Here is an 11,914-nt window from a genome sequence, read left to right on the forward strand (position 1 = left end):
TCCGTGTCCGCGGCAAGGGCCCTCTCCAGCCACGGCCGCCCCTCACTCGCCTCAGCGCGCGTGCCAGTGCGGCAGCAGCGCGGCCGCGAGCCTGGCCTGCCCTTCCCCCGGCGTCGTCAAGCAGTACTCCACGGCGGACCTCAGATTGCCGTACTCACGACGCAACCACCGCGACCAGTCCAGCTGATCGGGGCCCCACCACTGCGTAGCCATCTCCTCGGTCCGCTCCAAGTACCAGTCGCGGTGCCGCCTGACGAGCGTCTCCTCCTCGCCCGCTGCGCGCAGCCGGGTGCGCCAGTGGTCGGCCAGGGTTTGCAACAGCCGGTACTGCAGCTCACCGAGTTGCTTCTCGGGGACCAGGACCGATTTGTCCACCAGTCCGGCAACGACGTCCAGGACCTTCTCCCGTGGCAGGTCGTCGCCCGAGCAGACGCCCTCGGCCGCATCCGGGCCAAACCTGCCGGCAAACACCGAGGCCCGGGACCACAGCAACCGCTCGTATGGCGTGCACAGCTCATAACTCCAGTCGATCGCGGCCTCAAGGGTGCGGTGCACCGTGCGGTCGAGCGTGGCCATCGGCCCGAGCCGTTCCTCGTAACGCTGGACGAGCTGCCCAGGGGAGAACACCCGGGTCTACATGGCGGCCAGCTCGATGGCCAGCGGCAAGCCGTCCATCCTGCGGCACAGCCGCGCCACGTCCCGCCAGTCCTCCCTGTTCACAGCGGCTCCACTGGCCGCCGCGGCCCGCTCCGCGAACAGCACCAGCGCCGGGTACTGCACCGGCGCCGGCGAACTCTGCGCGCATCCCACTCCGAGATCCGGGTCCGGTACAGGCAGTGAAGGAACCCGCCACACATACTCACCGGTGACCCACAGGCGTTCGCGACTCGTCGCCAAGATCCGTACCCGCGGCGCCCGGCGAATCACCGTGTCGATCAAGGACGCACACTCACTGACGATCTGCTCGCAGTCGTCAAGGAGGAGCACCTGCCGCTCACACAGGAAGTCCAGGGTGATGTCCACGGCCCTCACGCCCCGACCGGTCGTGGATCCGCAGGCCCTCGATCACGGACGCGTCCAACGCCTCACGATTCGTCGCCACGGACAGGTCGGTGAACGAAACACCGTCCGCGAACGCCCTCCGCAGGTCGGCAGCCACCCGCATCGCCAGCCGCGTCTTGCCAACGCCGCCCACACCCGTCAGGGTCACCGCTCTGAACTCTGACAGCGCGCGGCCTTGACCGCAGTGTCCCGGAACCCGGACAGCGCGGCCTTGACCGCAGTGATGTCCTCCCGACGCCCCACGAAGGTCGTCAGCTCCACCGGCATACCGGCACCACCCCAGCGCGTCCGCACAGGATTGACCATATCCGGAACGGTAGGTCGATCCCGGAGACGCGGCAACGTGGCGCGCAGATGGGCTGCAGCCGTAGCGTGTCACGGGCGCAGCACGCACCGTGAGGGAGCCTCCGGATCGCACCGACCGCGCGCCTCCGGGAGCGTCGTCAGCCGAGCGCGGACCCTGCTGCGCCGAGGGTGCCGCGCAGCCACTGTTCCACCCCGGCCACGTGCACCGTGGCCCAGGCCTGGGCTAGGTCGGGGCTGCGTTGGGCGATGGCGTCGAAGATCGCGCGGTGCTGCTCGCGGGTCCGGGCGACAGCGCCCTCTTCGGTCATCCCGCGCCATATCCGCGCCCGCGCGGTCGGGCCGGACAGGCCGTCGACGAGCGAGCAGAGCACCATGTTGCCCGAGCCGGCGGCGATCCTGCGGTGGAACTCCAGATCGTTTTCGATCAGCTCCTCCAGGGAGGCCTCCTCCGGAAGACCGTCCAGGATCGCTCCGAGGGCGACGATGTCCTCGTCGGACATCAGCCTCGCGGCCATCGCCGTGGCAGCGGGCTCCAGGATGCGGCGGACCTCCAGGAACTGGAGCACCGTGTCGTCCTGATGGAAGTCGACGACGAAACCGAGGGCGTCCAGCAGCAGATTGGGTTCCAGGCTGGTCACGTACGTGCCGTCGCCCTGGCGCACGTCGAGGATCCGGATGAGGGAGAGGGCCTTCACGGCCTCGCGCAGGGAGTTGCGGGAGAGGCCGAGCCGCTCGGCGAGGTCGGCCTCCTTGGGCAGGCGTGACCCGGGGCCGAGTTCACGGCTGACGATCATCGCTTTGATCTTCTCGATCGCCTCATCGGTGACTGGCACGCCGATTGCCTCCCTGGTACGGATCCTCGCAGCATAGTCCTCGCAGCAGGTGAGAGGGCCCGTGCCTACGCATTCGAGGATCCAAGCGCCGGTCGATGGCGCCCGGTACCTCGTGTTCGCGGTTCGCCCTCGCCGCCCCTCCCGGTGCCCTCACTCACCCGTGGTGAACCGCCCGGGCGGCTGGAGCCGGTAGACACGGAGCGCATTGCGGCGGAACACCGCGTCCTTCTCCCCCGGGCTCAGCCCCTCGACGAGGTGCTCGGCGATCCGGACGACCTCGAAGTAGTCGGCTCGCAGGGTGCACACGGGCCAGTCCGAGCCGAAGAGCAGCCGGTGGGGGCCGAAGGCCTCCAGGACCACGTCGGCGTAAGGCGCGAGGTCCTCGGGCCGTCCGCGGCCGGGAGCGGCCTCGGTCACCAGCCCGGAGAGCTTGCAGACGGTGTTGGGCAGGGCGGCCAGTTTGCGAACGTTCGCCGCCCACGGCTCGAGGGTGGCGTCGGCGACCGGCGGCTTGCCCAGGTGGTCGAGGACGAAGGTCAGCCCGACGAGCCGGGCAGCCGCGAGCGTGGCGGCGGGCAGCTGGTGCGGCTTGACGATCAGGTCGTACGCGAGGCCGGCCTCGGCGACGGCGATCAGTCCCCGCTGGACATCGGGGCGGAGCAGCCAGCCGGGGTCGAGCTCTTCCTGGACCTGGTGCCTGATGCCCACCAGTCGGTCTCCGCCGGGCTGTCCGCGCAGGGCGGCGAGCGCGTCGGCGACGTCGGGGGCGGTGAGGTCGGTCCAGCCGACGACACCGGCGATCAGGTCACTGCCGTCGGCGAGGGCGAGCAGCTCGGGGGTTTCCTCCGGTACGCAGACGGTCTGCACGACGACGGTGGCGCTGACGCCGGCCACCGCGGCTTCGGGGGCCAGGTCGCCGACGCCGAAGGAGCGGTTCAGCGGGGCGAGGTCCTCGCCGCTGATCCAGGGCTGCGGCCGCGCCGTCAGGTCCCAGATGTGGTGGTGCGCATCGACGATCAGGCGGTCTGTCACAGCTGCCATACCTCCGGGAGTCCGGCCTTGGTGCCGGCTGTGGAGTAGTCGTGGACTACGTCGAGCAGTTCGCCCATCCGGGTCTGCCAGGCGATGTTGACCGGGAGGTGCTCCAGCTCGGCGAGGAGGCGGTCGTAGTCCTCGCAGTCGAGTACGTGGAACAGCTCACGGTCGCTGCGCCAGATCGTCCACGAGGTGACGCCGGCAGCCCGGATGGCTTCGGTCAGTTCGGGGGGCACTTCGCGGTGGGCGGCCTCGTACGCGGCGATCTGTTCGGCGCGGACCCGGGTGTGCAGGGCGACCCTCATGGCCGCTCCGGGTCGGTGCGGTCGACGATGATCACATCCAGGCTGCGGGGGCCGTGCACGCCTTCGACCCGCTCGAGTTCGATGTCGCTGGTGGCGGAGGGCCCCGAGATGAAGGTGAGCGGCAGCCCGGGGTCCAGGCGCGCGAGGGCGTCGGAAACGTCGTCGGCGATCTGTTCGGCGCGGATGACGCACAGGTGGTAGTCGGGGACGAGGGTGAGGGCCCGGCGGCCCTGGCCGGGGCCGGTGTCGAGCACGATGGTGCCGGTGACGGCGATGCCCGCGGCTGCGAGGGTGATGGCACCGTCCAGTCCTACGAGTGCCTCGGTGTCGAGCGGTTCCTGGTGCCACTTCCAGTCGCCGGACGGCAGCAGTTCGGCCGGGAAGCCGTCGGGCAGCCCCAGATGGCTGACACCCCGTGCGGTGAGGGCTGTGGCAATGGCTTCGGAAAGGTGCGCCTGGTCGGTGCGGGTGACGTTGGCCCGGTAGTCGGCCACCCGTTCACCGAACAGGGTCACCGTGTCCTGGCCCGGCTCGGTGTGGCTGCGGCGGTAGGCGCGGGGTACGGGGACGTCGCCCGGCACCTCGTCCGCGGGGACATCGGCGAGTGCGGCCCGGATCCGGGTGAGAATGGCCTCGCGGCTGCTCATCTGTCGCCCTCCTTGTTCTTGCGCCACCAGGTACGGAAGGACTCGGCAGGCGGTGCGGGGGTGTCGCGGGTATCGGACCAGCCGCGCATCGGGCCGGGAAGCCGGCCGATCCGTCCCTTCCGGGCGAGTGCCCGACCGCCGACGGCAGCAGCCATCTGGGCGGCGGAGAGGAGACGCGGGGAGTCCAGCACGGTGGCTGCGGCCTTCATCGCCAGGGCCTCCGCGGTCCGGCCCTTGCCCTCGACGGTCTTGGCGCGCAGGTGGGTCAGCACCTCGGGGATGTTGATCTTCACCGGGCAGGCGTCGTAGCAGGCTCCGCACAGGGTGGAGGCGAACGGAAGGGTCGCCGCGTTCTCCACTCCGACCAGTTGAGGAGTGAGGACGGCCCCGATCGGTCCGGGGTAGACGGAGCCGTAGGCGTGGCCACCCGTGCGCTCGAAGACCGGGCAGACGTTCAGGCAGGCCGAGCAGCGGATGCAAGCGAGCACCTGGCGGCCGACGGTGTCGGCGAGGGTGTCGGTGCGGCCGTTGTCGAGCAGGACCAGGTGGAACGCCGACGGGCCGTCGCCGTCGGTGGTGCCGGTCCAGGTGGAGGTGTAGGGGTTCATCCGCTCGCCGGTGGCGGAGCGGGGCAGCAGCTGGAGGAAGACCTCAAGGTCGGCGAAGGTGGGGACCACCTTCTCGATGCCCATCACCGTGATCAAGGTGTCGGGCAGGGTCAGGCACATCCGGCCGTTGCCTTCGGACTCCACGACGACCACGGTGCCGGTGTCGGCGGAGGCGAAGTTGGCTCCGGAGACGGCGACCTTGGCGGTGAGGAACTTCTCCCGCAAGTGGCGGCGCGCGGCCTCCGCCAGTTCACGGGGGTCGTCGGTGAGGTCCTCGGGAGCGGCTTGTCCCCACTGGCCCATCTCGGCGGTGAACAGGTCGCGGATCTCGGTCCGGTTCTTGTGGATCGCGGGAACCAGGATGTGGGAGGGCCGGTCGTCGCCGAGTTGGACGATGAGTTCGGCGAGGTCGGTCTCGTACGCGGTGATGCCGGCTTCGGCCAGGTGCTCGTTGAGCCCGATCTCCTGGGTCGCCATGGACTTGATCTTCACCACCTCGCGCTCGCCGGTGGCCTGCACGAGCGCGGTGACGATGCGGTTGGCATCGGCGGCGTCGGAGGCCCAGTGGACGACGCCGCCCGCCGCCGTGACGGACTGCTCCAACTGCTGGAGGTAGTAGTCGAGGTGACGGGACGTCCGCTGCTTTATCGCGGCAGCGGTGTCCCGCAGGTCCTCCCAGTCACCCAGCTCCGAGGCCACGGCGAGCCGCTTGTCCCGGATGGTGCCGGTGGCCCGCTTCAGGTTGGCGCGCAGTTGGGGGGTGCCGAGCGCCTCGCGGGCGGCGTCGGGGAAGGAGGGGGCGCCGAGCCAGACCACCCCGCGGTTGCCGGTGTCGCTCATTGTGTGGCTCCTTCCGTAGCGGCGAGGATCTCCGCCAGGTGCACGGTCCGTACGACGGATCCCTGCCGGGACAGCCCCCCGCCGATGTGCATCAGGCAGGAGTTGTCGGCCGCGCAGAGCACCTCGGCTCCGCTGTCCAGGACGGCGGCGTTCTTGTCGGCGAGCATCGCGGCGGAGGTGTCGGCGTTCTTGACCGCGAAGGTGCCGCCGAAGCCGCAGCAGGAGTCGGCGGCCGGGATGTCGACCAGGTCGAGACCCTTGACCGCTCGCAGCAGGCGTTCGGGCCGGTCCCCCAGCCGCAGGCCCCGCAGCGAGTGACAGGTGGGGTGGTAGGCGACCTTGTGGGGGTAGCGGGCTCCGACGTCGGTGACATCGAGCACATCGGTCAGGAATTCGGTGAACTCGTAGACGCGGGGCATCAGTTCGGCCACCTGCCGCTGGAGTGCGGCCGGGCCGTAGTCCTCGGCGAGCACCGGGTGGTTCTCCCGGACCATCCCGGCGCAGGACGCCGACGGGGTGACCACGGCATCGTACGAAGCGAAGGTCCGGGCGAAACGCTCGACCAGCGGGACGGCGTCCGGGCGGTAGCCGGTGTTGAAGTGCATCTGCCCGCAGCAGGTCTGTTCCTGCGGGAAGTCGACCGTGTGGCCGAGGCGTTCAAGCACGGACACCACCGCCCGGCCCGTGTCGGGGAACATGGTGTCGTTGAAGCAGGTGACGAACAGGGCGATGCGCATCAGTTCACCTCCTCAGGCGTAGGAACGTCCGGCGGCAGCAGCCCGCGCTCCTTGAGGTCCGCCCACAGGGCCGCCGGGATGTGATGCTGGAGCATGGCGGCAGAGTCCCGGACCTGATCGGCGCTGCGGGTTCCGACCAGGACGCTCGCGATGGCCGGGTGCCCGAACGGGAAGCGCAGGGCGGCAGCGCGCAGGGGTACGTCGTGGCTCTCGCAGACGGCCTTGATGTCGAGAGCTCGTTGCACCAGGTCGCTCGGCGCGGTGGTGTAGTCGAAGGTGGCGCCGGGCCGGGGGTCGGCGAGCAGGCCGGAGTTGAAGACTCCTCCGATGACGATGCCGACGCCGCGTTCTGCGGCGAGGGGGAGCAGTTCGGTGAGCCCGCTGTGGTCGAGGAGGCTGTAGCGGCCGGCCAGCAGGACGGCGTCGATGTCGGTCTCGCGGATGAACCGGGCTGGCAGTTCGGCCTGGTTCATGCCGACCCCGATCGCGCCGAGCACGCCTTCGGCGCGCAGGCGTTCCAGCTCCGGGTAGGCCTCGGTGAGGGCCCATTCGGCATGGTCGTCGGGGTCGTGCAGATAGGCGACGTCGATCCGGTCCAGGCCCAGACGCTCCATGCTGCTCGCGAGGGAGCGACGCACGCCCTCAGCGGTGAAGTCCCAGCGGCGGCGGTGGGTCGCGGGTACCGCGAAGCCGCCGTCGGCCAGGTCGTCACCGCCACCGCTACCGGGGTCGGCGGGCTCCAGGAGCCGGCCGACCTTGGTGGAGATGGTGAACTCCTCGCGGGGCATGCCGCGCAGTACCGCGCCGAGCCTGCGCTCGGACAGGCCGAGGCCGTAGTGCGGGGCGGTGTCGAAGTGCCGGACACCGCATTCCCAGGCGGCCATGACAGCCTCCTCGGCCTGGGCATCGGTCACCGGGTTGAACAGATTGCCGATGACCGCCGCACCGAAGGCGAGTTCGCTGACCTTCACCTGTCCGCGACCGAGGACGTTCTGACGCAGCGTCATGACGTTGCCACCGGTCGCAGCCTCAGGCCCGCCATGCCGCCGTCCACCGCGAGCGCGGTGCCGGTGACCGAGCCGGCGGCCGGGGAGGCGAGGTAGGCGATGGCTGCGGCGACCTCCTCGGCGCTGACGAGGCGGCCGGTGGGCTGGCGGCTGTTCAGCGCGGCGCGCTCGGCGGCCGGGTCGGGGGCAACATCCAGCAGCCGCCTGACCCACGGGGTGTCGACAGTGCCGGGGTTGACGCAGTTGAACCGGATGCCCTCGCGGACGTGGTCGGCGGCCATGGCCAGGGTGAGCGACAGGACCGCGCCCTTGCTGGCCGAGTACAGCGCTCGCTGCGGCAGTCCGGCGGTGGCGGCGATCGAGCAGGTGTTGACCACCGAGGCGGAGGCGGAGAGGCGCAGATAGGGAAGAGCGGCGCGGGTCATGCGCACGATCCCGAGCAAGTTGACGTCCAGGACGCGGTGCCACTGGTCGTCCGGGTTGTCCTCCACCGTCCCGGCGGCCCCGATGCCGGCGTTGTTGACCAGGATGTCGATCCCGCCGAGGGCCGCGGCGGCCTGCTCCACGGCCGAGCGCACCGACTGGTCGTCGCCGACGTCGGCGGTGAAGCCGCGCAGCGGGGCACTGACGGAGCTCGGGTCGAGGTCCAGTACGGCGACCTTCGCTCCGCGCTCGCTGAGGAGTTGCGCGGTTGCCAGGCCGATGCCGGAGGCACCGCCGGTGACCAGGGCGGTGAGCCCGTCGAGGTCGGTCGTCATGAGCGGGCCTCCGAGTCCGTGGCGTCCTCGGCGGCTGCCGCGTCGGCCACCCAGAACGCACCGCCAGGGTAGGTGTAGGTGTCGATGGTGGCCTGGTACATGGTGGCGGAGAAGCCGGGCGCCGCGGGTGCCCGGTAGTGGCCGGCGTCGATCACCACCGGGTCGAGGAAGTGCTGGTGGAGGTGGTCGACGAACTCGATGACGCGGTCCTGGGTGGTTCCGGACAGAGCGACGTAGTCGAACATCGACAGGTGCTGGACGAGCTCGCACAGGCCCACGCCGCCGGCGTGCGGGCAGACGGGGATGTCGTACTTGGCGGCGAGCAGCAGGATGGCGAGGTTCTCGTTGACGCCGGCCACGCGGGCCGAGTCGAGCTGGAGGACGTCGATGGCGCCGACCTGGAGCAACTGCTTGAAGATGATCCGGTTCTGTACGTGCTCGCCGGTGGCGACCTTGATCGGGTGGACGCCGCGCCGGATGGTGGCGTGTCCCAGGACGTCGTCCGGGCTGGTGGGCTCCTCGATCCAGTACGGGTCGAACTCGGCCAGCGCACGGGTCCACTCGATCGCCTCGTCGACGTTCCAGCGCTGGTTGGCGTCGATCGCTATCCGGATGTCCGGGCCGACCGCCTCGCGCCCGGCGCGGCAGCGGCGGATGTCGTCGTCCAGATCGGCGCCGACCTTCAGCTTGATCTGGGTGAAGCCGTCGGCCACTGCCCGCTTCGCGAGCCGGGTGAGCTTCTCGTCGCTGTAGCCGAGCCAGCCGGGCGAGGTGGTGTAGGCCGGGTAGCCGCGGCGGCGGAGTTCGGCTGCCCGTTCGGTCGAGCCCTGCTTGCCCTTGGTCAGCAGCTCCAGAGCGTCCTGGGGGGTGAGCGCGTCGGCGATGTAGCGGAAGTCGATCTGGGAGACGAGCCACGCGGGGTCGGCGTCGGCGAGCAGCTGCCACAACGGCTTGTCGGCGCGCTTGGCGGCCAGGTCCCAGACCGCGTTCACAACGGCGCCGATGGCCATGTGCATCACGCCCTTCTCGGGGCCGAGCCAGCGCAGCTGGCTGTCGCCGATCAGGTCTCCGTACAGGGATCCGGGGTCGCCGCAGAGCTCGTCGACGCGGCGTCCGACGATGTGCTCGCGCAGTGCGTTGATGGCGGCGACCTGGACGTCGTTGCCGCGGCCGATGGTGAAGGTGAAGCCGTGACCCTCGTGGCCGCCCTCCGACGTGCGCAGGACGACGTAGGCAGCGGAGTAGTCGGGGTCGGGGTTCATCGCGTCGGACCCGTCGAGTTCCCGCGAGGTGGGGAAGCGGATGTCGTAGGTGTCGACGGCGGTGACCCGCGCTGTGCTTGCAGACAACTCAGTGCCTTTCACGCGTTGATGAAGGTCTGGCGCTGGACACCGAGACCGTCGATGGACAGCTCGACGGTGTCGCCCGCGCGCAGGTAGGGGGTACCGGGCAGCCCCAGGGCCACGCCGGCCGGGGTGCCGGTGTTGATGACGTCACCGGGGTTGAGCACCATGTACTGGCTGAGGTACCAGATCAGGTAAGCGACGTCGAAGATCATGTTCTTGGTGTTGCCGTTCTGCCGCGCGTCACCGTTGACGGCCAGGCGCAGGCCCAGCGACTGCACGTCGTCGACCTCGTCCGCGGTGACCAGCCAGGGACCCAGCGGATTGAAGGTCTCGCAGGACTTGCCGAGGTCCCACTGAGTGGAGAACTCGAGCTGGAACTCGCGCTCGGAGACGTCGTTGCTGATCGCGTAGCCCGCGATGTGGCCGGCGGCCTCGTCCGGGTGCCCCAGGTAGCGGGCCTTGCGACCGATGACGACGGCGAGCTCCACCTCCCAGTCCGTTTTGACGGAGCCGCGCGGGATCAGCACCCGGTCGTAGGGTCCGATCATGGTGGACGGGTCCTTCATGAAGACGACCGGCAGTTCGGGAACGGCTGCCCCGGTCTCCTCCGCGTGGTCGCAGTAGTTCAGGCCGACGCAGACGATCTTGCCCGGTCGGCCGACGGGTGCGCCGACCCTCAGGCCGGTCAGGTCGACCGGGGGAAGCACCCCGGCAGTCAGGGCTGCCCGGACACGGTCGATCCCGTCCGAGGCCAGGAACGCCCCGTCGATGTCATTGGTCAGGCCCGAGAGGGCGAATGCCCGGCCGTCCTCGTCGAGGACGGCCGGAACCTCTTCACCCGCCGACCCGACTCGCAGTAGCTTCATGCCCTGTCTCCCATCGTCGCTCCGGAGGCCAAGACACCTCACTGGCATACATCGGATGATTAGCGATGCCCTGACCATACGAGTCGGAGGCACGTCACCGCAAGAAGTCCTCCGATGTTTATTGTTTACGCGGGCCAGAAACCCGCCGAATCTCTCAAATATGCAGGTCAGGGCGCATACGGCATTCGTTCGTAGTGCATCGAGACGGCTCGGATGTCAGATGAAAATTCATCCGAGGTTTCCTCTTGCCAGTCAAGTCTCCGGCTCGTATGGTCCTGGGGTACCGCAAGCCATCCGATGACTGCGGGAAGCGCGATCCGGGGCTTGCCACGGACCGTCGCCACCAGGAACCGGCCTCCCTCCTGGCATGAGGGCCGGCAGGGAGGTCGGTTCCTCCTCCGCTCCGCCCCTCGGGTGGCCCCCCGGCCCACCCGGTCCTGTCGCCGCACCGACTTCCCCCCTCCCAGCAGGGGACCCGGGCATCCCAGTCAAGGAGATCAGCACCATGAAGCCTCGCTCGTGCAGAATCGCGGCCACCGCCGCCGTCGTCGTCGTCCTGGCGGGGGCCGCCACGGCCTGCGGCCGGGGCGACGCGTCCGGTTCCTCAACCGCCGCGGCCAAGCCGGCTCTCGGTATCGACCTGCCGCGTGCGGACTCGGACTTCTGGAACTCCTACGCCCAGTACATCAAGCAGGACGCCGCCTCCCAGGGCCTCAACACCCTGCCGGTGAGCAACTCCCAGAACGACGTCACCAAGCTGGTCGCCAACGTCCAGATCTTCCAGAACACCGGGGCCAAGGCCGTCGTCATGGCCCCGCAGGACACCGGCGCCATCGCCTCCACCCTGGAGCAGCTGTCCGCGAAGAAGATCCCCGTGGTCAGCGTCGACACCCGCCCCGACAAGGGTGACGTCTACATGGTGGTCCGCGCCGACAACAAGGCGTACGGAACCAAGGCCTGCGAGTTCCTCGGCAAGCAGCTCGGCGGCAAGGGCAAGGTCGCAGAGCTCCAGGGCGCGCTGAGCTCCATCAACGGGCGCGACCGCTCCGAGGCCTTCGCCGCCTGTATGAAGGACAAGTTCCCCAACATCCAGGTGATCGAGCTGGCCACCGACTGGAAGGGTGACGTCGCCTCGGCCAAGCTCCAGTCCACCCTGGCCGCCCACCCCGACCTGAACGGCATCTACATGCAGGCCGGCGGCGTCTTCCTGCAGCCCACCCTCGCTCTGCTCCAGCAGAAGGGCCTGCTCAAGCCCGTCGGTCAGCCCGGCCACATCGCGATCATCTCGAACGACGGCATCCCGCAGGAGTTCGACGCGATCCGCAAGGGCGAGATCGACGCGACGGTCTCCCAGCCCGCCGACCTCTACGCCAAGTACGCCCTGTACTACGCCCAGGCCGGTGCCGAGGGCAAGACCTTCAAGCCCGGCCCCACAGACCACGACTCGACCATCATCCAGCTGCCCAACGGCCTCGAGGACCAGCTCCCCGCCCCGCTGGTCACCAAGGAGAACGTCGACGACAAGTCCCTCTGGGGCAACAACGTCAGCTAGTACCCCCCCCCC

General features: G+C 69.7%; 13 protein-coding genes. 1 reads left to right on the forward strand and 12 read right to left on the reverse strand.

Annotation, left to right across the window (positions count from 1 at the left end):
- Positions 1-51: 51 nt before the first annotated feature.
- The 12 genes from IE237_RS39465 to IE237_RS39520 form a co-directional block, all read right to left on the reverse strand.
- A complete protein-coding gene (locus IE237_RS39465) occupies positions 52-576 on the reverse strand; it encodes a hypothetical protein (protein WP_189807041.1) in 525 nt (174 codons plus the stop codon).
- A 57-nt stretch (positions 577-633) separates the two neighbouring features.
- Positions 634-1,023, reverse strand: a complete 390-nt coding sequence (locus IE237_RS39470) for a hypothetical protein (RefSeq protein WP_189807042.1) — start codon at positions 1,021-1,023, stop codon at positions 634-636.
- 482 nt (positions 1,024-1,505) lie between these two features.
- On the reverse strand, positions 1,506-2,201 hold the full coding sequence (locus tag IE237_RS39475) for a FadR/GntR family transcriptional regulator (protein ID WP_189807043.1): 696 nt from the start codon (positions 2,199-2,201) through the stop codon (positions 1,506-1,508).
- Positions 2,202-2,351: 150 nt separating this feature from the next.
- Positions 2,352-3,242 (reverse strand): amidohydrolase family protein, encoded by an 891-nt coding sequence (locus tag IE237_RS39480; RefSeq protein ID WP_189807044.1) that lies wholly within the window; start codon positions 3,240-3,242, stop codon positions 2,352-2,354.
- Positions 3,230-3,541, reverse strand: coding sequence for an L-rhamnose mutarotase (locus IE237_RS39485; protein ID WP_189807045.1), 312 nt, complete (start codon positions 3,539-3,541; stop codon positions 3,230-3,232). Before IE237_RS39485 ends, IE237_RS39480 begins: the two co-directional genes overlap by 13 nt.
- Positions 3,538-4,188: a LutC/YkgG family protein gene (locus IE237_RS39490; RefSeq protein WP_189807046.1), complete on the reverse strand. Its 651-nt coding sequence runs from the start codon at positions 4,186-4,188 to the stop codon at positions 3,538-3,540. Before IE237_RS39490 ends, IE237_RS39485 begins: the two co-directional genes overlap by 4 nt.
- Positions 4,185-5,636: a LutB/LldF family L-lactate oxidation iron-sulfur protein gene (locus IE237_RS39495; protein ID WP_189807047.1), complete on the reverse strand. Its 1,452-nt coding sequence runs from the start codon at positions 5,634-5,636 to the stop codon at positions 4,185-4,187. Before IE237_RS39495 ends, IE237_RS39490 begins: the two co-directional genes overlap by 4 nt.
- A complete protein-coding gene (locus IE237_RS39500) occupies positions 5,633-6,373 on the reverse strand; it encodes a (Fe-S)-binding protein (RefSeq protein WP_189807048.1) in 741 nt (246 codons plus the stop codon). Before IE237_RS39500 ends, IE237_RS39495 begins: the two co-directional genes overlap by 4 nt.
- The gene (locus IE237_RS39505) at positions 6,373-7,380 is read right to left on the reverse strand and encodes an aldo/keto reductase (protein ID WP_189807049.1); all 1,008 of its coding nucleotides are present in this window, start codon (positions 7,378-7,380) and stop codon (positions 6,373-6,375) included. Before IE237_RS39505 ends, IE237_RS39500 begins: the two co-directional genes overlap by 1 nt.
- Positions 7,377-8,138, reverse strand: a complete 762-nt coding sequence (locus IE237_RS39510; RefSeq protein ID WP_189807050.1) for an SDR family NAD(P)-dependent oxidoreductase — start codon at positions 8,136-8,138, stop codon at positions 7,377-7,379. The genes IE237_RS39505 and IE237_RS39510 overlap by 4 nt, the downstream gene beginning before the upstream one ends.
- On the reverse strand, positions 8,135-9,487 hold the full coding sequence (locus IE237_RS39515; RefSeq protein WP_189807051.1) for an L-fuconate dehydratase: 1,353 nt from the start codon (positions 9,485-9,487) through the stop codon (positions 8,135-8,137). The genes IE237_RS39510 and IE237_RS39515 overlap by 4 nt, the downstream gene beginning before the upstream one ends.
- Before the next feature lie 11 nt (positions 9,488-9,498).
- A complete protein-coding gene (locus tag IE237_RS39520) occupies positions 9,499-10,350 on the reverse strand; it encodes a fumarylacetoacetate hydrolase family protein (protein WP_189807052.1) in 852 nt (283 codons plus the stop codon).
- A gap of 505 nt (positions 10,351-10,855) precedes the next feature.
- Here IE237_RS39520 and IE237_RS39525 point away from each other — a divergent pair.
- Positions 10,856-11,902, forward strand: coding sequence for a sugar ABC transporter substrate-binding protein (locus IE237_RS39525; RefSeq protein ID WP_189807053.1), 1,047 nt, complete (start codon positions 10,856-10,858; stop codon positions 11,900-11,902).
- The last annotated feature ends 12 nt before the right edge of the window (positions 11,903-11,914 follow it).

The organism is Streptomyces tanashiensis (assembly GCF_014648895.1).
In the GTDB taxonomy this organism is placed as follows: domain Bacteria; phylum Actinomycetota; class Actinomycetes; order Streptomycetales; family Streptomycetaceae; genus Streptomyces; species Streptomyces tanashiensis.